The sequence below is a fragment of the Mycobacterium sp. NGS50 genome, from assembly GCF_059812545.1.
In genome coordinates this window covers 17,507-44,421 of the sequence record NZ_JCALCW010000041.1, presented here as the reverse complement: position 1 = coordinate 44,421, position 26,915 = coordinate 17,507, and the positions used below count along the sequence as shown (strand labels likewise).

The window sequence follows — 26,915 nt, the reverse complement described above, 5'->3', positions numbered from 1 at the left end:
CCGCACGCAAACCCGTACCGTCGTTACACACACCCGCCATGGCCGTTGCAGCGTTGCCGGTCAGGACATCATCACCAAAAGCCGAACGCGGGCACGTCACCCACCAGATCACATGGCTGTCCATCCGGCGATGTACAGGCCGTCGTTCTGCGCGATTTTCGTGAGGGTCTCGCGAAAAGAAGGCTGGACGAGTGCATCCTCAGTCGTAGCGTCCCAGGGGCGTTACTTCACGCGTTCGAGCAAAACCCTCACACAGCGTGCACCAAGATCACCGCAGTTGCACCATCATGTGCCGGATACCGGTGTGCCGGTTGCTGCGCGCCCACTCCACCGGAGCCACCACCCGCACCTCGCCGAAGCGGGCCAGCAGTTCCTCATAGAGCACTCGCAGCTCGAGGCGGGCCAGGTTGACCCCCAGGCAGAAGTGCACACCCTGACCGAAACCCAGATGTGGGTTGGGTTTACGGGTGACGTCGAAGTGATCGGGGTTCTCGAACACGGCCGGGTCGCGGTTGGCCGAGCCTTCCCACACCAGCACCTTCTGCCCGGCCTCGATCTGCTGGCCGCCCAGCGTCACGGGGAGGGTGGCGGTGCGCCGCTTGGACGGTGACGGCGACGTCCACCGGACAATCTCCTCCACCGCGCTCGGCAGCAACTTGGGATCGCTACGCAGCAACCGGAATTGGTCGGGGTGCTCGGCCAGGGCCAACATCCCGCCGGCGATGGCGTTGCGGGTGGTCTCGGCACCCGCACTGAAGAGCAGGTTGAAGAACAAATACAGCTCGATGTCGGACAAGCTCGACGCCTCGGGGTCTTCGACCGTGGCGTTGGCGACCACCGACAGCATGTCGTCGGTCGGATTGGTGCGTTTGGCGGCGATCAGTTCCTGGCCGTAGTTGTAGATCCGGGATCCGGCCTCCTCCACCGACAGCCGGGAGACGACGGCCTCGCGGGAGCCGCGGAAATCGAAGCTGGGCTCGATCGCCTCGAACAGCCAGTGCCGGTCGGATTCCGGGATGCCGAGCAGGATGCAGATCATCTGCATCGGCAACTCCACGGCGACGTCGACCAGGAAGTCAAACGGCGCATCGGCCTCGATTCCGTCGAGCAGGCTGCGGGCGCGGGTACGCAGGTCGTCTTCGACGCGCCGGATCATCCGCGGTGTCAGCCCGGAGCTGACCAGCCGGCGGATCTGACCGTGCCGCGGGTCGTCCATCATGTTGAGCACCTGCCCGGCGATCGACAGGTCCTGCAGCAAGGTGCCGCCGAACGGTCGGTCACCGCCGGTCACCGATGAGAATGTGTCCGGGTCACGCAGCACCTCAAAGGTTTCCGCGTAGGTCGCCACCGACCAAAACCCTTCACCATCAGGGGTTCGTTCGGTCGGCTCATGCCAGTACACCGGAGCTTCGCGGCGATGGATGGCGAACAGATGGTGCGGGAACCCGGCGGCGAAGTTGTCCAGGTCGGTGAAGTCGATCCCGGACAGGGCGCCGGGGGCGGTCACAGGATCGCGCCCGGGGAGTATGCGGCGGCATCGGGGTAGCGGGTCACCAGCGCGTCCACCGCCGCGGCCACCTGGTCCACCTGGTCACCGGCGGCGCCGGTGAACGCCTGCCTATCGGCCAGTGCGGTGTCGATCGCCGCCCGGTCCAGCGGCAGGCGCACGTCGGCGGCCAACCGGTCCAGCAGGTCGGGTTCGGCGCCCTCACGCATCGCCAACGCGGTAGCGACCGCGTGTTCCTTGATCACCTCGTGGGCGGCTTCGCGGCCCATCCCGGCCCGCACCGCCGCGATCAGCACCTTGGTGGTGGCCAAGAACGGCAGGTAGCGGTCCAGTTCACGGCTGATCACCGCGGGGTAGGCACCGAACTCGTCGAGCACCGTCAGGAAAGTTTCGATCTGTCCGTCGGCGGCGAAGAACGCGTCAGGCAGCGCCACCCGGCGCACCACCGAGCAGAACACGTCGCCCTCGTTCCACTGCGCACCGGCCAGTTCAGCGGTCATCGAGGCGTAGCCGCGCAGCACCACCTGCAGCCCGTTGACCCGCTCGCAGCTGCGGGTGTTCATCTTGTGCGGCATCGCCGACGACCCGACCTGCCCGGGCGCGAATCCCTCGGTGACCAGTTCGTGCCCGGCCATCAGCCGCACGGTGTGGGCCAGCGATGACGGGCCGGCACCCAACTGCACCAGCGCGGAGAGCACGTCGTGGTCCAGCGACCGGGGGTAGACCTGTCCGACGCTGGTCAATACGGTTGCAAAACCCAAATATTCGGCGATGCGGCGTTCCAGGTCGGCCAGCTTGGTGGCGTCACCGTCGAACAGGTCCAGCATGTCCTGGGCGGTGCCCATCGGGCCCTTGATGCCGCGTAGCGGGTAGCGATCGAGCAGTTCCCGCACCCGGGTCAACGCGATGAGGGTCTCTTGGGCGGCGCTGGCGAACCGCTTGCCCAGGGTGGTCGCCTGGGCGGCGACGTTGTGGCTGCGCCCGGCCATCACCAGGTCGCGGTAGCTGACCGCCCGCTCGGCCAGCCGGGCCGCCACCGCCACGCCGTGGTTGAACAGCAATTCCAGGGACCGACGGATCTGCAGCTGTTCGACGTTCTCGGTCAGGTCCCGGCTGGTCATCCCCTTGTGCACGTGTTCGTGGCCGGCCAGCGCGTTGAACTCCTCGATGCGGGCCTTGACGTCGTGGCGGGTGACCCGTTCGCGCGCGGCGATCGAGCCCAGGTCGACATCCTCGAGCACCCGCTCGTAGTCGCCGATCACCTCGGCGCCCACCGGCACACCCAGCTCGGCCTGGGCGCGCAGCACCGCGATCCACAGCCGCCGCTCGGCGACGATCTTTGCCTCCGGCGACCAGATCGCCGTCATCTCGGCGCTGGCATACCGGGTGGCCAGCACGTTGGGGATACTCACAACGACACAGCTTACGGTCGCGCTGGGGCACAGTGGACGGATGTACTTCGTTGGGCTCGATCTCGCCTGGGGTGAGAAGAACCGCACCGGTGTCGCGGTAGTGGACGCCGACGGCCGGTTGCTGCATGTCAGTGCCGTGCAGGACGACGCCAGTATCGAGGCAGCGGTGGCACCCTTTGTCGGCGGCGACTGCCTGGTGGCGATCGATGCGCCGTTGATCGTGAAGAACTCGAGCGGGTATCGACCTTGCGAGACGGCGCTCAACCGTGACTTCCAGCGATTCGAGGCCGGCGCACGACCCGCCTACACCGAGCGACCAGAGTTCGTCGATCCGCGCGGCGCGCGGATCGCGGCGGCGCTCGGTTTGGACATGAATCCTGCGTCCACGGCGACACGGCGGGCGGTCGAGGTGTATCCGCACCCGGCCACCGTCGCGCTGTTCGGCCTACCCAAGACCCTGAAGTACAAGCGGGGCACGTTCGAGGACCGCCAGCGTGAGCTGCTGCAGTTGATGACCCTGATCGAAGGACTCGACACGGCGACACCGCGGCTGCGGGTGAACCACAACGTGTCGTGGGTGGAGCTGCGCAGACGGATTGCCGCCGCTACCCGACCGGGCCAACTCGATCGGGACGAGGATCCCGTCGACGCCGTGGTGTGCGCGTACGTGGCGCTGTATTGGTATCACCGACCCGACGATGTGACGATCTACGGCGACTTCGCGACCGGGTACATCGTCACACCGACGCTTCCACACGACATGGCTTTGGCGCCCCGCGGGGCCCCGGTGCCACAACCGGACATCGACGCGCTGCGCGAGCAGATCGGCCACGTCGCGGCACTTCTCGACGCGGCGCAACGCGGGTTGACCGATATTCGGCGCGCGCTCGGCAGCGACACCGACCCGTAGCGCGGTCAGCGGATGTATTCCTCGCGCAGCACCCTCTTGAGGATCTTGCCGGTCGGGTTGCGTGGGATCGCCTCGGCGAAGATGACTTTCTTGGGTACCTTGAAGCGCGCCAGCTGGGTGCCGCACGCATCGATGATGCGCTGCTCACTGAGCTGGCCTTGGTCGCCAACGATGATGGCGCAGGCGATTTCCCCCCACTTCTCGTCGGGCAGCCCGATCACCGCCACCTCGCTGACGCCGGGGATGCCGATCACGACATTCTCGATCTCCGCGGGGTAGATGTTCTCGCCGCCGGAAATGATCATATCCTTCAGGCGGTCTTTGATGTAAAGGTAGCCCTCGCCATCGATCTCACCGATGTCTCCGGTGCGGAACCACCCGTCATCGAAGGCGTCGCGGGTGGCGTCCGGGAGGTTCCAGTACTCCTTGAGCAGGAAGTCGGATTTGATGACGACTTCGCCGTCCCCGCCTTCGCGGATCACCCCGTCGTCGCCGCGCACCCGAATGTCGGCGAACATGCAGGCCCGCCCCGCCGAGCCCACCTTGCGCAAGGCGTCGTCACCGAGCAGCAGCGTTCCGCCACCGCATGATTCGGTGAGCGCATAGCCCTGCACGACCTGCATGTTCTTGGCGGCATACAGCTTGATCAGCGGCTCGGGCATGGGGGCCCCGCCGGTGATGAAGAAACGGAAGTCGGGCGCGTCGAGTTCGTCGAACCCGGGCACCTGGCGCATGAAGTTGAGGATCGCCGGCACCGCACCACCGATGGTGACCCGCTCCTGCACGATCAGCGTCCACACCGTGCTCGGATCGAACTGGGGCATCGAGATCAGCGTGATGCCGCGCATTGCGCAGAAGATGACCGTCGTCAGCGCCGCCACGTGGAACATCGGCAGCGGCAGCAGCACCCGGTCCTTGGCCCGGACATCGACGGTCAAAGACCAGGATGTCGCCGCCGAGTGCACCGAGTCATGCGTGTGAACAACACCTTTCGGATTTCCGGTGGTGCCCGAGGTGTACATGATGAACAGGTTGTCCGAGCCGCCGCATTCGACGCCGGGTTCGTCCGCGTCCGCGGCCGCGAGGCGCTCGCGCAGCGAATCGGCGCCACCGGATACCGGCACCCAGCCGGTGATGCTGCTGGGGTGGGCGCCGCCCGCCCGCACGGCGTCGGCGACCGCGGTGAAATCGTCGCCGTATACCAGAACCTTGCTGCCGCTGTCGGACAGGATGAATTCCAGTTCCGGTGCGGCCAGCCGGGTGTTGAGGGGTACGACAACAGCCCCGATCTTGGCGGCACCGTAGAACAGGCAACAGAATTCGACGCTGTTGGGCATCAGTAGCGCCACCCGGTCGCCCTTGCCGATGCCGAGCGAGATCAGTACGGCGGCGCAGCGGTTGGCCAGCTCGTTGAGCTGCGTGTAGTCCAGCCGCGCAGACGACGACGGTTCGACGTACGCCTCGAGTGCAGGGGTGACGACGGCACGCTGTCTGAGCATGGCCCCGATGTTCTTCATGGAGTCCTCCGGGTTCTGGGCGAGGTCTTGGGCCGGGTTGTGGTTGCTGCGGCACCGACCTCGGTCTGCAGCCGCCCGAAAGCGTCATCGATCAGCCCGGTCAGCCGGAAAGGCTCGGCCACGGCTTCCGGTGCGGCGCCGACGGCGATGCGGATGGTGTCGGTCACGCTGGCGAAGGTGACATTGAGTCCGGCACCCGGCGGCAGGATCGGCAAGCCCAGGAACGCGACCAGCGGCGCACCGGCCAAATAGAGTTGCTCGGCCGGCCCTTTCATATTCGAGATCACCAGGTTGGCGCTCGGCACACTGCCGAACCCCGGCACGGCGTCCGACACCGCCAGGCTGCCGGCCAACAGCAATGCATAGACCTGCCGCGACGTCGTCTGCATACGACGGCCTTTGTCCTTGGCTTGCGTTGTCATGGCGTTGATCTGACGCAGCCGCTCGCCGACACTCGCCTGCGGGGCACCCAGCGCGATCAGTTCGGCGCTGACCTGGTTACCCCCCGAACCGCCGAGCTCATGCGGCGGTCCCAGCTTCGCCTCGCCTCCGGCGAGCCTCGCTGAACCGCCGGGTTCCTCGCGCAGCGACATCGGCATGAACGCCACCAGCGGACGGTCTGTGAACGCCGAATGTTCGCGTAGATAGCTGTGCAGGGCGTCGTCGATGACGGCCATCACGACATCGTTGACGGAGGTGTTGGTCGCGACGGCCACGGCCTTGACGTCGGCCAACGGCAATCCGGTGTCGGCGTAGGAGCGTGCCGCCGACTTCGCGGTGTTGTTGAACAAGGTTCGTCGTGCGGTGAACGGAACCGCCGCCATTCGCGATTTCAGGTTCAGCGATTGCGCGCTGAAGTCGACGATGTCGTTGCCGATCCCGATGACGTCAGCGGGCAGCTTCGCCAGTCCCTTCAGCATTCCCTGAAGGCGCTGCACCTGGGAGGGGTTGGGACGGGAACGCCGTGACTTGCGGCCGTTCTCGTTTGCCATCCAGGGTGCGGCCAGCCGTTCGTCGTCGGGTCTGTCGCTCATGAAGTTGCGCATCACCCGCAGCCCGCCCTCACCGTCGATGAGCGCGTGATGCACCTTGATCATGATGGCGAGGCGATCGTTTTCCAGGCCATCGATGATGTAGCACTCCCACAGCGGCCGGCTGCGGTCGAGCAGCCCTGCGTTGAGGGAGGACACCAGTTCGTAGAACTGTTCCACGGTGCCCGGCGCGGGCAAATCGATCTGCTGGACGTGATGCTCCATGTCCGGCTCGACGGTCTCCCATGCCGCGATGTCGGAGCCCAGCCATTTGAGTTTGTTGGTGAACGGCTTGACCGCCTGACTGTGGCGATAGGCGTCGAACAGTTGTGGCCCGAACGTGGCTTCCTGTCCGCGCGGCTTCTGGTAGATCGTCATCGCGGCCATATGAAACGGCCGGTTCGCGTTCTCCAACAACAGAAACGACAGGTCCATCGGACTAATCCCGCTCATCGGGTGGCCTCCTCATCGTCGGACACGGCCAGCAGCGCATTCAGTTCGTCGACGAAGTAGCCGAACAGCTGCCAGCCGTCCTTCAGCACCTCGCGGTCCATCAGCATGCAGATGTTCGCCCGCCCGCAGTAGCTCCACATGGTGATGTTCAGTCCGGTGCCATCGGCCAGTTGGCCGGTGGAGAACCAGTTGTCGAGCTTCCAGTTATCCAGGTACAGCGCATCTTTCGGACCGGGTACGTTGGACAGCACCAGATTTCCGAACAGGCCGAAACTGCCGCCCTTGCGATGGATCGCCTTGCGGATCAGCGTGATTCCCCATGGCGGGACGATCTGCATCAGCGCGCTGATGTCGGCGCCGGCCTCCTTGACCGCTTTGATGTGTTCTTTCATCTCGAGGTTGGCCTCACGGCTGGCCTGCAACCGCTGCAGCGGATCGGCGATGTCGCTGCGGATCCAGCAGAAGTCTTGGGTCGCGAAGTTGCCCCGACCTTCCATCCCGGCGGGCCGTTCGCCGGCGAACGGGGTCGCGCCGATCAGCGGATGCTCATCCGGCTGGTAGTCAAGGTCGATGAGCAGGCGTCGGACCGCTCCGGCCACACACGTACTGAACACGTCGTTGATGGTGACGTGCTGCGCTTTGCTCACCCTGATGAAGCTGTCCAGCGGGACGCTGTCGCAGACGAAGGTGCGCCCGGCGCTCAAGGTGATGTTCAGCGGTGTCCGCCGCATCATCCCCGCCTTGGGATGCGGCGGCGCACCCGCCGCCTTCCGTTTGCGCTCCAGCATGAACGTGCTCCACAGCCCTTTGCCTACCTTCGGCATGTTGGCGATGGCGACCTCGGGAAAGTCGCGCACCGCCCAGCCCAAGCGGGTCAGCCGAGACGGCAGCGGTGCCGGGTTGTAGGCCGGGGGATCCTCGGATTTCACGCTCGGCTGCGGCTGGTAGAACCGCTGCATCAGCCAGGAGGCGCCGACGCCGTCCACGTACGCGTGGTGCACGAGCATGACGAGGGCGACCTTGCCGTCGGCGAGTCCCTCGACCACCCAGATCATCCACAGCGGCCGGCTGCGGTCGAGTTGGTAGGCGTAGATGTCGGCCATGAACTCGCACAAACTCTTGTGATCGGCCGGCGGCGGGCAGGCGACGCGGCGAATATGGTATACCAGCTGGAAGTCGGGATCCTCAACCCAGTACGGATGATTCAGGCCGAGCGGTGAGTCGAGGTATTTCCACCGCAGCAGCGGCATCAGGTGCAGCCGGCGTCCCGCCTCGGTGCAGAACTTCTGGAAGGACCATCCGTCGGGATCGGTGGACGGATCGATGATCGCCACCTTGAACGTATGCATATACGCCTTCGGTGTCTCCATGCCCAGCATGAATGCGTCGACTCCATTGAGTCGTTCCATCATTTCCTCCGCACTACGTTTCTCGGGCGGGCTTCGGCCCCGGAATCCCCGCGGTCCAGCCGGTAGGAGCGATGAACCTCGCCAAGGAAGAGCCCGATCGCCGTGACCACCGACGGGGTTCGTCTGCCGTCGGTCACATCGAACCCGTGGTGTGCGCCGGGAAGCTCCAGATAGCCGACTGGTGACCGCGAAATCGCCCGCAGCCGTTCGACGAACTCCGCCGCCTGGGCCACCGGGATAATGGTGTCGGCGGTGCCGTGCACCACCAGGAATGCCGGGGCCTGCGGTCCGACCTGCGCGATCGGCGACGCCGCCCGAAACTGCTCCCGGTGGTCCTCGTAGCGCGTCTTTACGACAACCCGCTCGATGAAGTCCATGAACCGGCGCCGCTCCGGGGTCGAGCGGTCCTCCCAGTCATAGCGTCCGTAGAGACCCACGACCGCGCCCACCGAGGTGTCGGTCAGGCCGGTCAGCGCGGCCAGATGTCCGCCCGCCGAGGCACCGGCGACCGCGATGAAATCGGTTTCGCCACCGAAGCTTTCCGCATTGGCCCGTGCCCACTCGACTGCGGTCTTGACGTCGTCGCGGTGACGCGGCCAGCGATGGCGGGGCGAGACGCGATAGTCGATCGACAGGCACACCCAGCCCTGTTCGGCGAGGTGGCTCAGCAGTGCGTTGCCCTGCAGCGCACGGCGACCGTGCACCCATCCGCCGCCCGGCACGAATACCAGCACCGGCGCCGGCGTGGCGGGCAGTTCGGGCCGTCGCCAGATGTCCAGCACCTGTTCGGGCGCGTTTCCGTACCGCACCGAGGCTTGGTACAGATATTGGCGACGCTGGCGGCGGTACCTCAACACCGGTGCCAGCCGATCCGGTGCAGGCCAGCCGGTCTCGAGCCGTTCGGCTGGCACGATGCCGCGTAGTGCGGCCTCGCACAATTCTTCGGCGAGCTGGGAGTGCCGTCCGCCGCCCGCACCTCGCTCCGGTGTGAGCATTCCCCTGACCGCGGCGGATGCGATACCGGGTGCACGTCCTCCGACCCACATGGCGGCCGCAGTCAGTGCGCCGAGCGGCGCAAGCCGTTTGCCGACGACCGGTACCGACGCGAATGATTCACTCAGCGACATCAAGTGGTCGACCGGGCTGGTGCGGAACAGCGTCTTGGCGCGAGGACGCACGCGCCCGGCCCGAGCTTTGTCACTGCTAGCCACGACGGCGTCCTCCTTTTCCGTTCCTCGAATCCTTCGGCTACACCTGGACGCTGGTCAGCGCAGCAAAGCTCGGCTCATGACGACTCGTTGGATTTGGTTGGTGCCTTCATAGATCTGGGTGATCTTGGCGTCGCGCATCATGCGTTCGACCGGGAAATCGGTGGTGTAGCCGGCACCGCCGAACAACTGCACCGCATCGGTGGTGACCTCCATGGCCACATCGGAGGCAAAACACTTCGACGCCGCCGAAATGAAGCCCAGCGCGGTCTCCCCACGCTCAGCACGCGCAGCAGCGTGATACACCATCAACCGGGCGGCCTCCAGCTTCATCGCCATATCGGCGATCATGAACTGCACCCCCTGAAAATCACTGACCGCACTCCCGAACTGCTTACGATCCTTGGTGTAGGCGATCGCCGCATCCAACGCACCCTGAGCGATCCCCACCGCCTGCGCCCCGATCGTGGGCCGGGTGTGATCCAGGGTCCGCAACGCCGTCTTAAACCCCGTCCCCGGCTCCCCGATGATCCGATCCCCGGGAATGCGGCAATTCTCGAAATACAACTCCGTCGTCGGAGACCCCTTGATCCCCAACTTGTGCTCCTTGGGACCCACGGTGAAACCCTCATCATCGGCATGCACCATGAACGCCGAAATGCCGTTAGCCCCCAGATCCGGATCGGTCACCGCCATCACCGTGTACCACGTCGACTTCCCACCATTGGTGATCCAGCACTTCGACCCGTTCAAAATCCAGTCATCCCCGTCGGCGCGCGCCCGGGTGCGCATCGAAGCCGCATCAGAGCCGGCCTCACGCTCCGAAAGCGCATACGACGCCATCGCCGACCCATCCGCCAACGACGGCAACACCTGCGCCTGCAACTCAGTGGACCCCGACAAAATCAGCCCCATCGTGCCCAACTTGTTGACCGCCGGAATCAACGACGCCGACGCATCAACCCGAGCCACCTCCTCGATCACAATGCACGCCGCCACCGAATCCGCACCCTGCCCACCAAACTCCTCAGGCACATGCACCGCATTGAACCCCGACGCATTCAACGCCACCAACGCCTCTTCGGGGAACCGCGCGTTCTCATCGACATCCTTGGCATACGGAGCGATCTCCTTCTCCGCCAACGCCCGAATCGCCGCCCGCAACTCGTCATGCTCCTGCGGCAGCTTGAACACATCAAACGACGGATTCATTCGACTTCTCCCTCAAAGTGCGATGTTGACCGACTTGGTCTGCAGGTACAGATCCAATGCGTCCGGCCCGAGTTCACGGCCCCACCCGGACTGCTTGTAGCCGCCGAACGGCATCGCAGTGTCGAAGCCGTTGTACTGGTTGACCCACACCGACCCGGCTTTCAAGGCGCGCGCGACCCGGTGGGCTTTGGAGATGTCGCGGGTCCACACACCGGCCGCCAGGCCGTAGTTCGAGTCGTTGGCCGCCTGCACCGCGGCACCGATGCCCGCGTCGGCGTTGAACGGCAGGGCCGCCACGACCGGTCCGAAGATTTCTTCGCGCACGATGCTGAACTCCGGGCGCACATCCACAAACACCGTGGGCTCCACGAAAAAGCCATGCTCGCCGTGGCGTTTTCCGCCGGTCAGCGCGCGAGCCCCGGCGGCCAATCCGTCCCGCAGATAGCCGGTGACCTTGTCGAACTGGTCGGCCGAGACCAGCGGGCCGAGTTCGGTGGCCGGATCCAGGCCCGGACCGATCTTCACTTTGGACGCGGCCTGCGCGACGGCGTCGGTGAAATCGGCGAAGATCGTGTCTTCCACGAACAACCGTGTTCCGGCGACGCAGCATTGGCCGTGATTGAACAGCCAGGCATTGAGCGAACCGGCGACGGCGGCGTCGAAATCTGCGTCGGCGAACACGACATTGGGGCTCTTGCCGCCCAACTCCAGCGACACCTTCTTCAGATTGCCGCGGGCACCGTCCACGACCAGCTTGCCGACCTCGGTGGACCCGGTGAAGGCGACCTTGTCGACTCCGTCGTGCGCGGCCAGTGCGGCGCCGACGTCCCCGTATCCGGTGACGATGTTCACCACCCCAGAGGGAAAGCCTGCCTCGCAGAATATTTCGCCGAGCAGCAGAGCCGTCAGCGGTGTTTGTTCAGCCGGTTTGAGGATGACGGTGTTGCCGGCCGCCAGCGCCGGCGCCAGCTTCCACGCCGCCATCAGCAGCGGGAAGTTCCACGGCACGATCAACCCGCATACGCCGACCGGCTCCCGCAACGTGTAGGCGTGGAATCGCCCACCCGGAACCAACGGCATGGACACATCGACCGTGGTGCCGGTGATCTTGGTGGCCCAGCCTGCGTAGTAGCGGAAGGCGTCCGCCGACAAGCCGGCGTCTACCACCGTCGCCACTCCGGCAGACTTACCGTTGTCCAATGCCTCCAGTTCACCGAACTGCGCTGCCCGCTCGGCGATCAGGTCGCCTACCCGCCACAGCAGTTGCGCGCGCTCGTTGGGCTTCATCGACTGCCACGGACCGTCATCGAACGCCGCACGGGCCGCGGTCACCGCACGGTTCACATCGTCGGCTTGCGCGTGGGCGACCTCGGCCAGCACGGCCCCGGTAGCTGGATCATGCGTAGCGAACCTGCGCCCAGACACCGCATCGACCCACTGACCGCCGATGAGAAGCTGCTTCCTACGATCCAGGAAAGACCGGACGTCGGCCCGGATTGCAAACTCAGTGGCTGATGACACGGACGCCTCCGGTGTTCGCGCCGGCTCCCCGGATCCACGGGAAGAATCGTGCGGCGGCCGCGGCTGTCAGGCGCTGATACCCCGGCCCGGCAACCCGAGCCAGCACGTCGAGAGCGCGTGCCTCCCAGCCGATCACGACCCGGGCGCTGCCCTTGCGTACGCCATCGAGAATGGTCTCTGCCGCCATCTCCGGCGAATGCAGCAGCAGGTATTTGTCGTAGAACTGGGCAAGGGTCTGCACGTCTTCGCCGTCGCAGACGGTCGCGTTGCGGGCAACCGCGGTCTTGATGCCGCCTGGATGCACACAGGTCACCTTGACCTGGTAGCCGCTGATCAGCATTTCCTGCCGCAACGCCTCGGTGAACCCGCGTACCGCGAATTTTGCCGCGTTGTAAGCGCTTTGGCCTGGGACCGCGATCAGGCCGAACAGGCTCGAGACGTTGATGATGTGTCCGTCCTCCGACGCAATCAGGTGCGGCAGAAATGCTTTGGTCCCGTTGACGACGCCCCAGAAGTCGACGTCCATGACCCGTTCCATGTCCTTGAACGTCGCATTCTCGACGTCGCCGTTGTATGCGATTCCGGCGTTGTTGTAGACCTGGTGAACCCGGCCGAAGTGCGCGACCACGTCCTCGGCGTAGGCCATTACCTTCGCCCGCTCGGTCACATTGAGCCGGTCGGACTTCACCTGTGCTCCCAGCGCTTCGGCTTGACGCGCCGTGTCCATAAGGCCCTCTGCGTCGATATCGGAGAGGGCCAGCTTCGCGCCTTTCGCGGCGAGGTTGAGCGCGAGCGCTTTGCCGATACCCGACCCTGCGCCGGTGATGACGACGACCTTGCCCGCGAACTGGCTTACGCGATCGCGCCCTTTTCCTGGGTGAACACCCAACTTGGCGCTGAGCCCGGCTATCGGCCGGACGATGCTTTTCGAAATCACGCCACGATCATCACCACCGGCGACCGCACCGGTCTTGACAATTCCCGACACTCTTTTATCATTTTCCGACAAGGGAGGTGGTGGACGTGGCGTCGCTGGGCAGTTTCATCCGCGCGCCGGCCACCTGGGGCTACGACGAGCTGGTCCGCGACCTCGGCGGGAACCCGATGGATTTGCTGTCACGGTTCCACCTCCCGGCCGAGGCCGAACGCCGGGAGGACGCATTCGTTCCGGTCGGAGCATTCGTTCGGATGCTGGAAGCCACCGCCGATGAACTCCGGTGCCCGGACTTCGGTCTGCGCCTTTCGTCCCTGCAGGGCCTGCACATCCTCGGTCCGCTGGCGGTGATTGCCCGAAACGCCCAGACCCTGCTGAGCGGTCTGAGTGCAATCGCGCGCTATCTCTACATCCATTCCCCCGCACTGGAACTGACCGAACGGCGAACCGAGCGAGGCATCACGTTCACCTACGAGGTGATCGAACGGGGGATTCCCTACCCCCTACAGTCCTACGAGCTGAGTATGGGTATCGCGGTGCGCATCCTGCGGTTGCTGGGGGGACCAGACGCCCGGTCCGACGCGATCTCGTTCATGCACAACCAACATGGTCCGGACGACGCCTACCAGGAGGCGCTGGGTTGCCCGGTGCGCTTCGGGCAGACCTGGTGCGGGTTCGAGTTGCCGGTCCATCTGGCCGAACGGCGTATCGAGAATGCGGACCCCGATACCCGGCGCATCGCCACCCGGTATCTGGAGTCCACCTACCTGCCGAACACGTCACCGCTGGCGGCGCGCGTGACCGAACTGGCGCGCCGACTGCTGCCCACCGGGCAGTGCAGCATCGATGTCATCGCGGCCGAACTGGCAATGCATCCGCGGACGCTGCAACGCCGTTTGGCTGTCGAAGGCGTTGGCGGCCGAGAGATTATCGATGCGGAACGCCGCCGCCAGGCGATGCGGTACCTCGCCGAACCGGGGCTGCCGATCCGGCAGGTCGTCGTCCTGCTCGGCTACACCGAGCAGAGTGCGCTCAACCGGTCCTGCCAGCGCTGGTTCGGAAAGACGCCACGACAGTGCCAAGACGGCGGATTCAACCGCAGCTCGAACTAGAACCCCGGTTTGTATGTGCAGCCACACATACGCCCGTGAGAATCCTGAGCGAATGCACATCCCGTTAAGGTTGCGGCCGCTTTAGCGTGAATCGCATCACACGCCATGCCATGGACCGCGGCTCGTCACTCGATCCACGGTCAGTTGAAACTCAGCGGCACGGCGGATGAACCGGGCCGTCGTACACAGCCCGACTCAGGTATCACAGAACCACGGAGGACCCCATGTCACACGCCATCGCCACGTCGCACGCATCGACGATCGCACCCGCCAACCGCGCAGAACGCCGCCGCACGGTGCGCCGAGTCGTTCAGATGGCCGGCGTGGCATCCACCATGGGAGCCGGCGCGCTGGCGATGATGCTGGTGGCCCCGCACGCCACGGCCGATGCCACCGCCCTGCAAGGCGCGGTCGCCGCGATCGAGCAGGCCCAGGCCAGCATCGCCGACCTCGACGCCAACAGCCCACTGTTCGATTTCATCGACCACCAGTCGTCGGACGGCATGCTCCCGCAGTACGTCCAGAACATGTCAGCGACAACCCTGGCGATCATCTTGGCCCAATTCAACAGCGGCACCCTCAAATTCCCCGGCCTGGGCGAACTGCCGGTCCTCGACGGCACCGCCCAGACCTCGGCCCCGTTCATGTGGAACGCTTCGGCGGCCGACCCGCAGTCGTACCTGATCTACGGCAACCCGGACAACCAGTACGGTCTGATGCCGTTGGACCCGAACGGCAGCTATACCGTCACGGTCAACCCCGGTGATGGTTCCATCGGCGGGGGGCTGGCAACCTATTCCGGCAGCGTCGCGCAATCGAATTTCGCCCCGCTGCAAAGCTTCAGCTTCGCCAACGCGACCCCCAACGCGGACGGCAGCTACACCATCATCGTGAGCGCCACCGACCCCGGGAACGGCGCCAACTGGTTCAGCAGCGCCGGGGCGACCTCGCTGCTGGTGCGCGACACGGTCGGCGACTGGGGCCAGATTCACAACGACGTCGACATCGTCAAAGACGGTGCGGAGAACGTCATTCCGTGGCTCAACGACACCCAGATCGCCACCATCCTGGGCATCAGCGGCAAGGTGCTGCCGTTGGTGAACATGTCGGACACCTACTATCACCAGATCCAGTACCCGCTGCTGAACGACCCGAACGAGTTCAGCCAGCTCGGCGATACCGCCGCCAACATCCCGGGATTGACCCTGCCGGGTCAGGTCAGCAGCATGGGTAACTTTGCGCTGGAGCCCGGTCAGGCGCTAGTGCTCAAGGTGCCCGAGATCGACGCCGCGTACCACGGCTTGCAGGTCACCAACGAATGGGGGCAGTACGTTCCGTTCGCCAGCGTGACCGGCAGCTTGAACAGCACCCAAATCTTCCAGGGCGACGACGGCTACACCTATTACATCCTCAGCGGCGAGAACCCGGGTTACGCCAACTGGGTGAACATCGGTGACCTCACCCATGGCGGCGTCCTGCTGCGCTGGCAAGACGTGACCGGGGAAATCACCAACCCCGACATCCAAACCACCGTGGTGCCGATCGACGATCTCAAGGATTACCTGCCGGCGGATATGCCCACCATCACCCCGGAGGAGTACGCGGCGCTGGCCCAGGAGCGGTTGCTCGAGTACGGCTATTCGTTCCACCAGTCGTCGAACATCAACTGGCTGTGGGACAACCTGCAGATCGGCCAGATCAAGGACGCGATCGGCGCGGACACGTTCGACAAGCTGTTCGGCGGGCAGGACTCGGTGCCCTCGGTCTTCGACCGGATGCTCACCGCAGAGCTGGGCCCCAACTGGACCAACGTGTTCACCAACGTGTTCGAGCACCCGGAGGGCAGCTTCAATGCGCTGGTGAACAACCTGCCGCTGGCGCTGAAGGACATCGAGCTGCCGACCCTCCTGGCCGGGCTGCAATTTCAGCACCTCACCGAGCAGACCTTCGCCGCGATGCAGACCAGCGACTACTGGTCGGACTCGTCGAACCTGATGGCCAGCCTGAACTCCTTCGGGACGCTGTTCAACGACGCGCTGTTCGATCCGGCAACCAGCATCACTGCCGGCTTCCTCAACGCTCGCGACGACCTGGGGGTGGCGCTGCTGAACGCAACGGACGGCACGGATCTGACCAACACCCTGTGGGCGCAGCTGTCCGAGCTGAACGACACGCTCAGTGAAACGCTGACCAACACCATGGCGTCGTCGGTGTCGGTGCAGGCAGCCGACTTCAGCACCATGCTGACCGACCTGTTCTCCGGGCTGGGCTGATCCCCCGCTGCTGAAGCGTGGCCTCCCGCCCGGGGCGATCCCGGCGGGAGGCCAACAACAACCAATCTGTAAGGAGAGGGCCGTGAAGACCACCGCAGCGGTGTTGCTGGAAGCCGGAAAGCCGTACGAGATCATGGAACTCGACCTCGACGGTCCCGGTCCGGGCGAGGTGTTGATCCGCTACACCGCCGCCGGGTTGTGCCATTCCGACCTGCATCTCACCGACGGCGACCTACCGCCGCGGTATCCCATCGTCGGCGGGCATGAGGGCTCCGGCATCATCGAGGAAGTCGGCTCCGGGGTCACCAAGGTCAAGCCGGGCGATCACGTGGTGTGCTGCTTCATCCCCAACTGCGGCACCTGCCGGTACTGCTCCACCGGCCGGCAAAGCCTTTGCGATATGGGCGCCACGATTCTGGACGGCTGCATGCCGGACGGTACCTTCCGATTTCACAGCGGAGCAATGGATATCGGCGCGTTCTGCATGTTGGGCACCTTCTCCGAGCGGGCGGTGATCTCCCAGCACTCCGTGGTGAAAGTCGACGACTGGCTGCCCCTGGAGACCGCCGTGCTAGCGGGCTGTGGGGTACCGACGGGCTGGGGCAGCGCCACCTACGCCGGGAACGTCCGCGCGGGCGACATCACGGTGATCTACGGTGTCGGCGGCATCGGCATCAACGCGGTGCAGGGTGCGGTGCACTCCGGCGCCCGGTACGTGGTGGTCGTCGACCCGGTCCAGTTCAAGCGAACCATGGCGCTGAAATTCGGTGCCACACATGCCTTTGCCACCGCAGCCGAAGCCGCCGAGAAGATCAACGAGCTGTCCTGGGGCCAGGGCGCCGACCAGGCCATCGTCACCGTCGGTGTCGTCGACGAGGACGTCATCTCGGCGGCATTCGACGCCGTCGGCAAGGGCGGCGTGGTCGTGGTCACCGGCCTGGCCAACCCGGAGAAGCTGACCATCCACGTGTCCGGGACGATAATGGCGCTGATGGAAAAGACGATCAAGGGAACACTGTTCGGCTCGGCCAACCCGCAGTACGACATTGTGCGTCTGCTGCGTCTCTACGATGCCGGCCAGCTCAAACTCGACGAACTCATCACCACCCGCTACCGCCTCGAAGACGTCAACCAAGGCTACGAGGATCTGCGCAACGGCAAGAACATTCGCGGCATCATCGTCCACGACTGAGCATGGGTCAGGCTCGGGTCAGCACGCGGGGACCGATCTGGTGCGCCAGCTCGAGCGCGAGCTCGATCGCCAGCCTGCGCTCGCCGGGCTGGCAGCCGAGCAGTTCGGCCGCCCGCGCCACCCGTTGCAGCACGGTATTGCGGTGGGTATGCAGGCGGGCGGCCGCGCGTGGCGCGTTTTCGGCCACGTCGAGAAACACCCGCAGGGTCTCGCGTAGCCGCGCCGCGCTCGCGGTGTCCTCGGCCAGCGGCCCCAGTGTGGTGGAAACGAATTCGGCTGCCCGATCCATGTTCTGCGCAGCCAGCTCGGTCACTTCCAGGTCGTGGTAGAACGCGATCCGCGGCCCGTCCGGGTGCACCGCGAGCAGCCGTTGCACGGCCAGTGCCGCGACGTGGGAGCGGCGGAAGCCGGCGATACCGGGGCGGGTGGGGCCCACCGCAACCCGGATATTCGACTGGGCTTGGCTGACCGCGTCGCGCAGAGCATCGAACTGGAGGGTGGACTCGGTGATCAACCACGCCCACAGTGTGGAGGTTCCGGCCGGCAACGTCAGCGGTCGACGGACGCCGACCGCCCGCGCCAAGACGTTGGCGGCCGATTCCAGCGCGCCCTGGATTTCGCCAGGCGGCGGGGCCCACAGCACCAGGGCGGTGTGCCGGCGCTCGAGCTCGTAGCCCAGGCGCTCGCTGGCCCGGCGGCTGTCGATCGGGGCACCGTCGAGGATCAGCCGCACCGTTTCGGTGCGCCGCGCCAACGCACCTCCGAGCACCTCCTCGCGTTCGCGCTGCGCCTCGGCGATGACACGGCTGACCACCTGGTCGACGTATTCGAACGTCAACTGCGACGAGATTTCCAACAGCTGCAGCAACACCGGACCGGCCGACGCCAGGCTGGTGGCGTGCGCCATGTAGCGCCGCCAGGCGATGTTCTGCCCACGGCGATAGGACTGGAAGATGACATCGAGGTCCACGCCGCGCCGCGCGACGGTCCGGGCCACATCCAAGGCCTCGGGCGGGACATCGATCGTTGATACCCGACCGTCACGCCGAGCGAACATGCTGAACAGGCGCGCCGCGTTGGCCCGGTTGCTGGCCGACATCTCCGCCGTCAACGCCGCGTCAGCACCCATGAACGGGCTCAGTTCGATCTCCGCCGCATCCATCTCGGCGACCAGATCGTCGAGGTCGGCCAACATCAACTCGGCCACCTGGCCCATCAGTTCGACGATCTCCTCCGACGGCACATCCATGCGGTCGAGTCTGTATCGACGAGGTATGTGGCCGCACATATTTGGCCAAAAAATCAGGGCGGCGGACCATAGGATGCCGGCGCGCGCACCGTTACCGTGAACCCGTTCGCCGCCCGCCCAGCGTCAGGAGATGCCGCCCGTGACCACTCCTACGACGGACGTCGACGTTCTCGTGGTCGGCGCCGGGATTTCTGGAATCGGGATCGCCTATCACCTCAAGACCCGCCGGCCCGCGACGTCGTTCGTGGTGCTGGACGGGCGCGCCGAAATCGGGGGGACGTGGAGCCTGCACAAATACCCCGGTATCCGATCTGACTCGGATATGCCCACGTTCGGCTTCGGCTTCAAGCCGTGGACCGATCGCAAGTCGATCGCCGATGGACACATCATCTTGAACTACCTGCGTGAGGTCGTCGAGGAGAACGGCCTGGCGGGGCATATGCGGTTCGGCTACCAGGTGCGCTCGGCGGAGTTCTCTTCGCCGGATGCGGCGTGGACGGTGACGGCCGAGCACGCCGGTCAGTCGGTGCAATTCCGGGCGCGGTGGCTGTTTCTGGGCACCGGGTACTACGACTACGAGCAGCCCTTCATCCCCGAGTTCGCCGGTGTCGACGAGTTCGAAGGACCGGTGATCCATCCCCAACACTGGCCCGAGCAGTTGGACTACGCCGGTAAGCGGGTGGTGGTCATCGGCAGCGGCGCCACGGCGGTCACGCTGATTCCGGCGATGGCCGACTCCACCAGTCACATCACCATGCTGCAACGCTCACCGAGCTACGTGTTGTCGCTTCCGGCTTCCGACCCGCTGGCCAACGTGTTGAACAGAGTGCTCGGCCACGACCGGGCGTACAAGATCATCCGGCGCAAGAACATTCTGCTCAGCCGCACCGTGTTCAAGGCCTGCATGCGGTTCCCGACGCTGATGCGCCGGCTGCTGATCGCCAACGTGGCCCGCCAGCTGCCCAAGGACTTTGACGTCGACACCCACTTCAGCCCGCGCTACAACCCGTGGGAACAGCGGCTGGCCATGGTGCCCGACGGGGATCTGTTCAAGTGTTTCTCGTCGGGGCGGGCGTCGGTGGTCACCGACCGGATCTCCCGGTTCACCAAAACCGGCATCCGGTTGGACTCGGGGCAGGAGTTGGCGGCCGACATCATCGTCACCGCGACCGGGCTGAACATGTCGCCGTTCGGTAAGATCGCGCTGCACGTCGACGGAGCGCCCGTGCACCTGCCGGACACCGTCGCCTACAAGGCGATGATGCTCTCCGGCGTGCCCAACCTCGCGTTCGCCCTGGGCTACACGAACATCGCCTGGACGCTCAAGGTGGATCTGGTCTGTGAGCACTTCTGTCGGCTGCTCGACCACATGGACGCCCAGGGATACGACACCGTGGTCCCGATCCTCGACGACCCGGGCATGGAGCGGGTGCCGTTGATGGACATGAGCTCGGGCTACGTCCAGCGGGCGATCGCGAAGTTCCCGCGCAGCGGTACCCGCGGGCCGTGGCAGGTCCGGCACGCCTACGAGGTGGATGTCGCGCGGTTGAGGGAGGGCCCGGTGCGCGACGGCGCACTGCGGTTCGCCATCAGCACCGCCCCTACTCCGGCGTCTCGGCCAGGCTCGCGGCATCGGTGATGCCTGCACGGCGCGGCCCCGCCTGACGGGTGAACGCGGCGGTGAGCAGCGAGAGCACCACACCGACCGCAATCAACACCCCGGCCAGCAAATACTCCTGTCCCTCCCGGCCGGACAACGGTGTCACCAGATACAACGAGGCCGCGCACCCGATCACCGGCAGCACCGTCGGCGTGGTGAAGTGCCGGCCGGTTCGCCGGGCGTCGCGGCGCAGCACCAGGACCGCCACATTGACCATCGCGAACACCGCCAGCAACAGCAGCGACGTGGTGCCGCCGAGGATCTCGACGGCGTCTCCGCTGGCGACGACGGTGACATCGAGGATCACCGCGAACGCGATCGCCGTGGTGAACAGGATCGCCACCCACGGCGACCGACGAACCGGGCTGACCACGCTCAGCACCGGCGGCAACACCCGCTGCCGGGCCATCCCGTAGATCAGCCGACTGGCCATCAGCATGCTGATCAGCGCGGTGTTGGACACCGCGAACATCGAGATGAACGGCAGGATGTCCTTGATCGGCAGCCCGGGGGCGCCCGCCTGGGCCACGTCGACCAGTGGGGCCTGGCTGGCCTTGAGCTGGCTGACGGGGACCAACGCCACCGAGACCATCGCCACCACGACGTAGACGACGGCGGCGATGCTGAGACCCGACAGCAGGACCTTGGGGAAAACCCGGGCCGGGTCGTGGACCTCCTCGGCCATGTTCACCGAATCCTCGAAGCCGGTCATCGCGAAGAATGCCAGCGAGGTTGCGGTGGTGACGGCCAGCACGACGTTCTTGTCTCCCGGGGTGTCGAACGCGATCAGCCGCGACGCATCGATGTCGGTGCCGTCGGTGAACGCCCACAGCCCGGCGAAGATCACCAGCAGCAGGCCGCTGATCTCGATGACGGTCAGACCGACGTTGAGCTTGACACTGTGCCCCACCCCGCGCAGGTTGACCGCGGCCAGTGCCGCCATGAACAGCAGCGCCACCACCAGGACGTCGGTTGTGCCCCAGCCGAAGTGAAATGCGGTGAGGAAGTTGGCAGCGAAGAAGCGCGCCGCCGTCGCCGCCGAGGTGATGCCGGCGCACATCACCACGAAGGCCACCAGGAACGTGACGAACGGGCTGCCGAACGCCTTCTGCGCATACAGCGCCGCGCCGGCGGCCTGCGGGTATTTGGTGACCAATTCCAGGTAGCTCAGCGCCGTGACCGCGGCGATCAGAAATGCCAGCAGGAACGGCAGCCATGCCGCGCCACCGACCTCGGCGGCGACATCACCGGTCAGCGCGTAGATGCCGGTGCCCATGATGTCGCCGAGGATGAACAGCAGCAGCAGCCCGGGCCCCATCACCCGGCGCAGCTGGGGCTCGCCGGGCTGCGATGCCGATGACCGGCCGATGGTCAAACCAGGACGATCGGCTGATCGAGTGGGGCGAGCACGTCGATGACATCGATCAACGTGTCCCGCGCGGCGTCGCGGGGAGTTTGCCCGTCATCGACCAGGGCAGCCACCACGGCGCCGTCGACCGCGCAGACCAAGGCCGACAGCAGTTCGGGCCGAACCAGCCGGCCCGAACGGTCGATGGCCTCGACGACGGCGTCGTCGCGCTGGTGCAGGATGCGACGCTGGATGTCGCGCAATGCCGGCAGCCGGGCGCACGCGATGTAGCGCTCATAACGCGAGATCAGCTGCTCGGTGAGCAGAGGGCCGTCCTCGTCGCCCACCAGCAGGTCGATCAACACGTCGGCGGTGGCCTCGGTGCCGCGGCGGCGGCGGGGAAGATCGGCGACGCGGGCCAGCAGCTGGGCCACCTCCAGCATCCCGATGTGTTCGACGGCGCTGGCGATCAGGTCATCGAGCGAAGAGAAGTAGTAGGTGGTGGACGCGAGCGGCAAGCCGGCCCGGTGCGCCACCGCCCGGTGCCGCACAGCCTCGAAACCGCCCTCGCGCAGCAACTCGGCGGCAGCGCTGACCAGCGCATACCGTCGGCGTTCCCCCTTGGGCGTGACCGCTCCTGTCACGGCTATTCATGCTGCCAGTCAGGCCGGTGCCGCATTGCCGTTTCGGTCAAACGGCACCGGCCCCGACATCCCTGGCATGATGACGGCCATGTCCGAGCTGAGCCGCCGCACCCTGTTGCGGCTGGGTGCGAGTGCGGCCGCCGGCGCCGCGGGCGCCTGCGTGCTGGGCACGCTGGTCACGGCCCGACCCTCACATGCCGGCCCCCCGGCTCCCGCCGCGCCGGCACCGCTGGCTCCCCCACCGCCGCTGGAACCTGCCGCAGTCGCCGCGCCGACGATGACGACCGGTTCGTTCGTGTCAGCGGCGCGCGGTGGGATTTCGACGAATTGGGCGATCGCGCGACCGCCGGGTCAGACGACCGCGCTGCGGCCGCTGATCGCGCTGCACGGAAAAGGCAGTGATGCGGCGACGGTGATGGCCGGCGGTGTCGAGCAGGGGTTGGCGCAGGCCGTCGCCGCGGGTTTGCCGCCGTTCGCGGTGGTCGCCGTCGACGGCGGCGGCAGCTACTGGCACCGACGCGCGTCCGGCGAGGATTCGGGGGCGATGGTCCTGGGCGAGCTGCTCCCGCTGCTGGACGGCCAGGGCCTGGACACCTCCCGGGTGGGGTTCCTGGGCTGGTCGATGGGCGGCTACGGGGCACTGCTGCTCGGCGGCCGGCTCGGGCCGGCCCGCACCGCGGCGATCTGCGCGGTCAGTCCGGCGCTGTGGCTGTCGTCGGGCGCGGCGGCGCCGGGCGCGTTCGACGGCGCCGACGATTTCGCGGCGAACTCGGTGTTCGGGATGCCCGCGCTGGCGTCGATCCCGATCCGGGTGGACTGCGGCACCGGCGACCCGTTCTACGCCGCGACCCAGCAGTTCGTCGCCCAGTTGCCCACCCCGCCGGCGGGCGGTTTCCCGCCCGGCGGGCATGACCCGGGATTCTGGGGTTCGCAGTTGCCGGCCGAGCTGACCTGGGCCGCCCCGCTGCTCACGGCCTGACGTCTCTCCGGCGAGCAGACGCAAATGTGCCTTAGTAACAACGTTACCGGGCACGTTTGCGTCTGCTCGCGCTACAGGGCGATCCGGCCCTCGGCGGCCGCCAACGCGATGTCGGTGCGGAAGTGACCGCCCGGCAGTCGAATTGACGCCACCTTCGCATAGGCGTCGGAGCGGGCCGCGTTCAGGTCAGCACCGGTGCCCACCACCGACAGCACCCGGCCGCCGCTGGACACGAACGCCCCGTCGTCACGGCGCGCCGTCCCGGCGTGCAGCACACCGTCGGCCTCGGCGCCGGTGATGACGTCACCAACCCGCGGTCGTCCCGGATAGTTTTCGGCGGCCACCACCACCGTCACCGCCGCGCCGTCACGCCAGCGCAGCGGGCCGAACTCGGCCAGTCGGCCGGTGGCCGCGGCATGCAGCAGCCCACCCAGCGGCGATTCCAGCAGCGCCAGCACCGATTGCGTCTCGGGGTCACCGAATCGGCAGTTGAACTCCACCACCGCCGGCCCGTTCGACGTCATCGCCAGCCCGGCATACAGCAGGCCGGAGAACGGGCAACCACGCCGAACCATCTCGGCGGCAACGGGTTCGATGATCTCGGCGACGATGCGGTCCGCCGCCTGCGCGGGCAGCCAGGGCAGCGGCGCGTAGGCGCCCATGCCTCCGGTGTTGGGGCCCGCGTCGCCGTCGCCCACCCGCTTGAAGTCCTGAGCCGCCAGCAACGGCACCACGGTCTCGCCGTCGACCACACTGAACAAGGACACCTCGGGGCCATCCAGGAAGGACTCCAGCAGCACCGGATGCCCGCCGTCGAGCAGCCCGGCCGCGTGGGCCCGCGCGGCGCCCCGGTCGGCGGTCACCACCACGCCCTTGCCGGCGGCCAGCCCGTCGTCCTTGACCACCCAGGCGGCCTCCCCGGCGGCCGGGCCGAACCGGTCCAGGGCGGCGTCCAGATGCGCGGGGTTGTCCACGGTTTCGCTGCGCGCGGTACGCACGCCGGCCGCGGCCATCACGTCTTTGGCGAACCCCTTGGAGCCCTCGATGCGGGCGGCGTCCTGGCCGGGGCCGAAGCATGCGATGCCGGCCGCCCGCACCGCATCGCCGACCCCCAGCACCAGCGGCACCTCGGGGCCGATCACCACCAGGTCCGCCTCGATCTGACGGGCCAGCGCGACGACCGCCTCCCGGGAGCTGACGTCGATGTCGTGCTGGTCGGCGATCGCCCCGGTGCCGGCGTTGCCGGGTGCGATCGCAACCGCCTCGACCTGCGGATCTCTTTTCAGCGCCAGCAGCAGAGCATGTTCACGGGCACCGGAACCGATCACGAGGACGCGCACCTGCACCACACTACGGTCATACACTTGACAATCTAGTGTATGGTCTAACTCAGTTGTGCCGTGCATCACAGAGAGGTGTTCCTTGACGACAACAGAGAATGGCTGTCCGTTCGGCCCCGGCTTCGACTTCACCGACCCCGACGTGCTGTTGCACGGCATCCCGGTCACCGAGTTCGCCGAGCTGCGCAAGACCGCGCCGGTGTGGTGGAACGAGCAGCCCGCCGGCAGCAACATCTTCGACGACGGCGGCTACTGGGTGATCAGCAAGCACCAGCACATCAAGGACATCTCCCGCGACAACGACGTGTGGTCCACCAACGCCAAGGGCGCGGTGATGCGGCTGCCCGACGGGGTGACCGCCGAGCAGCTCGACCTGACCAAGGCGCTGCTGATCAACCATGACCCGCCGGAGCACACCCGGCTGCGCAAGCTGGTGTCACGGCTGTTCACTCCCCGCTCGGTCGCGGTACTCGAGGAGAAGCTCGCGCTGGCCGCGCACGAGATCGTCAAAGCTGCGGCCGAAAAAGACAGCGGCGACTTCGTCGGCGATATCGCAATGAAGCTGCCGCTGCTGGCGATCGCCGACCTGATCGGTGTTCCTGAGACGGACCGCGAGAGGTTGTTCGACTGGACCAACGCGATCATGAACACCGATGACCCGGACTTCGACACCGATCCCATCGTGGCCAACGCCGAGTTGATGGGCTACGCCTACAACATGGCCGAGGAGCGGCGCCGCTGCCCGGCCGACGACATCGTCACCCGGCTCATCGAGGCCGATGTCGACGGCGAGTCGCTGGGCGAGACCGAGTTCGCGTTCTTCGTGATCCTGTTGGCGGTGGCCGGCAACGAGACCACCCGTAACGCGATGACGCACGGCATCAACGCCTTTGCCCAGCATCCCGAGCAGTGGGAACTCTACAAGCGGGAGCGGCCCGAGACCGCGGTCGACGAGATCGTCCGGTGGGCGACCCCGGTGCACTGCTTCCAGCGCACCGCCAAGGTCGACACCGAGGTCGGTGGCGTAGCGATCAAGGCGGGGCAGCGTGTCGGCCTGTTCTACAGCTCGGCCAACTTCGACGAGGACGTCTTCGACCGGCCGTTCGAGTTCGACATCCTGCGTAACCCCAACCCGCACCTGGCCTTCGGCGGCCAGGGCACGCACTACTGCATCGGCGCGAACCTGGCCCGTATGGAGATCCGGTTGATCCTCGACGAGATCGCCAACCAGATCCCCGACATCACCACGCTGGCCGAGCCGCAGCGGCTGCGGTCCGGCTGGATCAACGGGATCAAGGATCTGCACGTCTCGTATCACTCCTGATGCGCACTCACGGGTGGGGCGGTGCGGCGCCGTCCACCGACGAGGAAGCCGTGGCGCGCATCCTGTGCGCCGCCAGTGAGGTGATCGAGGCCCGGGGCGCCGACCTGTCGATCGCCGACGTGGCGCGCACCCTGGGCGTGACCCGCCAGACGGTGTACCGCTACTTTCCCAGCACCGACGCGTTGCTGGTGGCTGCGGCAACGCTGGCGGCCAACGGGTTCCGGGACCGCCTGGTGGCACTGCTGGCCGGTGTCACCGACCCCGCCGACGCGGTGACCGAGGCCATCGCCACCGCACTGGAATGGTTGCCGCACGACAAGCACATCGGGTTGCTGCTGGCGCCCGCCCGCGACAACGCGTTCACCCCCGACGTCACCTCAGAAGCAGCGCTGCAGTTTGCCGAATCGATCCTGCGCCAACTCGATGTCGACTGGACGGCAGCCGGATTCAGCGACGCCGACGTCGATGAGCTGGCCGAGCACCTGCTGCGGATCGTCCAGTCGTTCGTCATCGATCCGGGGCGCCCGCCACGCACCGGCGACCAGCTGCGCGCCTACCTGCATCGCTGGGTGGGTGCGGCACTCACCAAATAACGCCGAGCAGACGCAAATGTGCCCTAAAACCCGTTGTTTGGGGCACATTTGCGTCTGCTCGCGCCAGCTAGTGCTCGCGCCAGCTAG

At 66.4% G+C, this 26,915-nt stretch carries 21 protein-coding genes; 8 read left to right on the top strand and 13 right to left on the bottom strand.

Annotated elements, in window-relative coordinates:
• Window positions 1–268: 268 nt before the first annotated feature.
• Window positions 269–1,507 carry a cytochrome P450 gene (locus tag AC5Y36_RS22605; protein ID WP_500043199.1) on the bottom strand — a complete coding sequence of 413 codons (1,239 nt, stop codon included), beginning with the start codon at window positions 1,505–1,507 and terminating at the stop codon, window positions 269–271.
• Window positions 1,504–2,919, bottom strand: coding sequence for an adenylosuccinate lyase (gene purB, locus AC5Y36_RS22600; RefSeq protein WP_500043198.1), 1,416 nt, complete (start codon window positions 2,917–2,919; stop codon window positions 1,504–1,506). Before purB ends, AC5Y36_RS22605 begins: the two co-directional genes overlap by 4 nt.
• A gap of 40 nt (window positions 2,920–2,959) precedes the next feature.
• Here purB and AC5Y36_RS22595 point away from each other — a divergent pair, with 40 nt between their 5' ends.
• Window positions 2,960–3,829, top strand: a complete 870-nt coding sequence (locus AC5Y36_RS22595) for a DUF429 domain-containing protein (protein ID WP_500043197.1) — start codon at window positions 2,960–2,962, stop codon at window positions 3,827–3,829.
• Window positions 3,830–3,834: 5 nt separating this feature from the next.
• Here AC5Y36_RS22595 and AC5Y36_RS22590 read toward each other — a convergent pair whose 3' ends face one another.
• From AC5Y36_RS22590 to AC5Y36_RS22560, 7 genes are all read right to left on the bottom strand, one after another.
• Complete coding sequence (locus AC5Y36_RS22590; protein ID WP_500043196.1) at window positions 3,835–5,346, bottom strand: acyl-CoA synthetase; 1,512 nt, start codon at window positions 5,344–5,346, stop codon at window positions 3,835–3,837.
• Complete coding sequence (locus AC5Y36_RS22585; protein ID WP_500043195.1) at window positions 5,343–6,830, bottom strand: wax ester/triacylglycerol synthase family O-acyltransferase; 1,488 nt, start codon at window positions 6,828–6,830, stop codon at window positions 5,343–5,345. Before AC5Y36_RS22585 ends, AC5Y36_RS22590 begins: the two co-directional genes overlap by 4 nt.
• On the bottom strand, window positions 6,827–8,239 hold the full coding sequence (locus AC5Y36_RS22580) for a WS/DGAT/MGAT family O-acyltransferase (RefSeq protein ID WP_500043194.1): 1,413 nt from the start codon (window positions 8,237–8,239) through the stop codon (window positions 6,827–6,829). The genes AC5Y36_RS22585 and AC5Y36_RS22580 overlap by 4 nt, the downstream gene beginning before the upstream one ends.
• Complete coding sequence (locus AC5Y36_RS22575; RefSeq protein WP_500043206.1) at window positions 8,239–9,366, bottom strand: alpha/beta hydrolase fold domain-containing protein; 1,128 nt, start codon at window positions 9,364–9,366, stop codon at window positions 8,239–8,241. Before AC5Y36_RS22575 ends, AC5Y36_RS22580 begins: the two co-directional genes overlap by 1 nt.
• 138 nt (window positions 9,367–9,504) lie before the next feature.
• A complete protein-coding gene (locus AC5Y36_RS22570) occupies window positions 9,505–10,659 on the bottom strand; it encodes an acyl-CoA dehydrogenase (RefSeq protein WP_500043193.1) in 1,155 nt (384 codons plus the stop codon).
• A gap of 12 nt (window positions 10,660–10,671) precedes the next feature.
• Window positions 10,672–12,156, bottom strand: a complete 1,485-nt coding sequence (locus AC5Y36_RS22565; RefSeq protein ID WP_500043205.1) for an aldehyde dehydrogenase family protein — start codon at window positions 12,154–12,156, stop codon at window positions 10,672–10,674.
• 7 nt (window positions 12,157–12,163) lie between these two features.
• Complete coding sequence (locus AC5Y36_RS22560; protein WP_500043204.1) at window positions 12,164–13,069, bottom strand: SDR family NAD(P)-dependent oxidoreductase; 906 nt, start codon at window positions 13,067–13,069, stop codon at window positions 12,164–12,166.
• 143 nt (window positions 13,070–13,212) lie between these two features.
• Between AC5Y36_RS22560 and AC5Y36_RS22555 the strand changes: the two genes are divergently transcribed.
• The 3 genes from AC5Y36_RS22555 to AC5Y36_RS22545 all read left to right on the top strand — a co-directional run bounded on the left by AC5Y36_RS22555 (window position 13,213) and on the right by AC5Y36_RS22545 (window position 17,691).
• Window positions 13,213–14,226, top strand: a complete 1,014-nt coding sequence (locus tag AC5Y36_RS22555; protein WP_500043203.1) for an AraC family transcriptional regulator — start codon at window positions 13,213–13,215, stop codon at window positions 14,224–14,226.
• 224 nt (window positions 14,227–14,450) lie between these two features.
• Window positions 14,451–16,499, top strand: a complete 2,049-nt coding sequence (locus AC5Y36_RS22550; protein WP_500043192.1) for a hypothetical protein — start codon at window positions 14,451–14,453, stop codon at window positions 16,497–16,499.
• A gap of 82 nt (window positions 16,500–16,581) precedes the next feature.
• Window positions 16,582–17,691, top strand: coding sequence for an NDMA-dependent alcohol dehydrogenase (locus tag AC5Y36_RS22545; RefSeq protein ID WP_500043191.1), 1,110 nt, complete (start codon window positions 16,582–16,584; stop codon window positions 17,689–17,691).
• 7 nt (window positions 17,692–17,698) lie between these two features.
• On the opposite strand, the gene AC5Y36_RS22540 is transcribed toward AC5Y36_RS22545, so the two are convergent.
• Window positions 17,699–18,940 (bottom strand): PucR family transcriptional regulator, encoded by a 1,242-nt coding sequence (locus AC5Y36_RS22540; RefSeq protein ID WP_500043190.1) that lies wholly within the window; start codon window positions 18,938–18,940, stop codon window positions 17,699–17,701.
• A 130-nt stretch (window positions 18,941–19,070) separates the two neighbouring features.
• On the opposite strand from AC5Y36_RS22540, the gene AC5Y36_RS22535 reads away from it, so the two are divergent.
• Window positions 19,071–20,579: a flavin-containing monooxygenase gene (locus AC5Y36_RS22535; RefSeq protein WP_500043189.1), complete on the top strand. Its 1,509-nt coding sequence runs from the start codon at window positions 19,071–19,073 to the stop codon at window positions 20,577–20,579.
• Here AC5Y36_RS22535 and AC5Y36_RS22530 read toward each other — a convergent pair.
• Both AC5Y36_RS22530 and AC5Y36_RS22525 read right to left on the bottom strand, forming a co-directional pair.
• Window positions 20,542–21,918: an APC family permease gene (locus AC5Y36_RS22530; RefSeq protein WP_500043202.1), complete on the bottom strand. Its 1,377-nt coding sequence runs from the start codon at window positions 21,916–21,918 to the stop codon at window positions 20,542–20,544. The two genes, AC5Y36_RS22535 and AC5Y36_RS22530, sit on opposite strands and share 38 nt — an antisense overlap.
• 53 nt (window positions 21,919–21,971) lie before the next feature.
• On the bottom strand, window positions 21,972–22,592 hold the full coding sequence (locus AC5Y36_RS22525; protein WP_500043188.1) for a TetR/AcrR family transcriptional regulator: 621 nt from the start codon (window positions 22,590–22,592) through the stop codon (window positions 21,972–21,974).
• Window positions 22,593–22,668: 76 nt separating this feature from the next.
• On the opposite strand from AC5Y36_RS22525, the gene AC5Y36_RS22520 reads away from it, so the two are divergent.
• Window positions 22,669–23,571, top strand: coding sequence for an alpha/beta hydrolase-fold protein (locus AC5Y36_RS22520; RefSeq protein ID WP_500043187.1), 903 nt, complete (start codon window positions 22,669–22,671; stop codon window positions 23,569–23,571).
• A 71-nt stretch (window positions 23,572–23,642) separates the two neighbouring features.
• Here AC5Y36_RS22520 and purD read toward each other — a convergent pair whose 3' ends face one another.
• Window positions 23,643–24,911, bottom strand: a complete 1,269-nt coding sequence (gene purD / locus AC5Y36_RS22515) for a phosphoribosylamine--glycine ligase (RefSeq protein WP_500043201.1) — start codon at window positions 24,909–24,911, stop codon at window positions 23,643–23,645.
• An 82-nt stretch (window positions 24,912–24,993) separates the two neighbouring features.
• Between purD and AC5Y36_RS22510 the strand changes: the two genes are divergently transcribed.
• Together AC5Y36_RS22510 and AC5Y36_RS22505 are read left to right on the top strand one after the other, a co-directional pair.
• Window positions 24,994–26,235 carry a cytochrome P450 gene (locus tag AC5Y36_RS22510; protein WP_500043186.1) on the top strand — a complete coding sequence of 414 codons (1,242 nt, stop codon included), beginning with the start codon at window positions 24,994–24,996 and terminating at the stop codon, window positions 26,233–26,235.
• The gene (locus tag AC5Y36_RS22505; RefSeq protein ID WP_500043185.1) at window positions 26,235–26,828 is read left to right on the top strand and encodes a TetR/AcrR family transcriptional regulator; all 594 of its coding nucleotides are present in this window, start codon (window positions 26,235–26,237) and stop codon (window positions 26,826–26,828) included. The genes AC5Y36_RS22510 and AC5Y36_RS22505 overlap by 1 nt, the downstream gene beginning before the upstream one ends.
• Window positions 26,829–26,915: the final 87 nt, after the last annotated feature.

Coding starts and splice junctions, on each gene's coding strand:
- AC5Y36_RS22595 (WP_500043197.1), top strand. CDS start 2,960: ATGTACTTCGTTGGGCTCGATCTCGCCTGGGGTGAGAAGAACCGCACC.
- AC5Y36_RS22590 (WP_500043196.1), bottom strand. CDS start 5,346: ATGAAGAACATCGGGGCCATGCTCAGACAGCGTGCCGTCGTCACCCCT.
- AC5Y36_RS22585 (WP_500043195.1), bottom strand. CDS start 6,830: ATGAGCGGGATTAGTCCGATGGACCTGTCGTTTCTGTTGTTGGAGAAC.
- AC5Y36_RS22580 (WP_500043194.1), bottom strand. CDS start 8,239: ATGGAACGACTCAATGGAGTCGACGCATTCATGCTGGGCATGGAGACA.
- AC5Y36_RS22575 (WP_500043206.1), bottom strand. CDS start 9,366: ATGTCGCTGAGTGAATCATTCGCGTCGGTACCGGTCGTCGGCAAACGG.
- AC5Y36_RS22570 (WP_500043193.1), bottom strand. CDS start 10,659: ATGAATCCGTCGTTTGATGTGTTCAAGCTGCCGCAGGAGCATGACGAG.
- AC5Y36_RS22550 (WP_500043192.1), top strand. CDS start 14,451: ATGTCACACGCCATCGCCACGTCGCACGCATCGACGATCGCACCCGCC.
- AC5Y36_RS22540 (WP_500043190.1), bottom strand. CDS start 18,940: ATGGATGTGCCGTCGGAGGAGATCGTCGAACTGATGGGCCAGGTGGCC.
- AC5Y36_RS22535 (WP_500043189.1), top strand. CDS start 19,071: ATGCCGCCCGTGACCACTCCTACGACGGACGTCGACGTTCTCGTGGTC.
- AC5Y36_RS22530 (WP_500043202.1), bottom strand. CDS start 21,918: ATGGGGCCCGGGCTGCTGCTGCTGTTCATCCTCGGCGACATCATGGGC.
- AC5Y36_RS22520 (WP_500043187.1), top strand. CDS start 22,669: ATGATGACGGCCATGTCCGAGCTGAGCCGCCGCACCCTGTTGCGGCTG.
- AC5Y36_RS22505 (WP_500043185.1), top strand. CDS start 26,235: ATGCGCACTCACGGGTGGGGCGGTGCGGCGCCGTCCACCGACGAGGAA.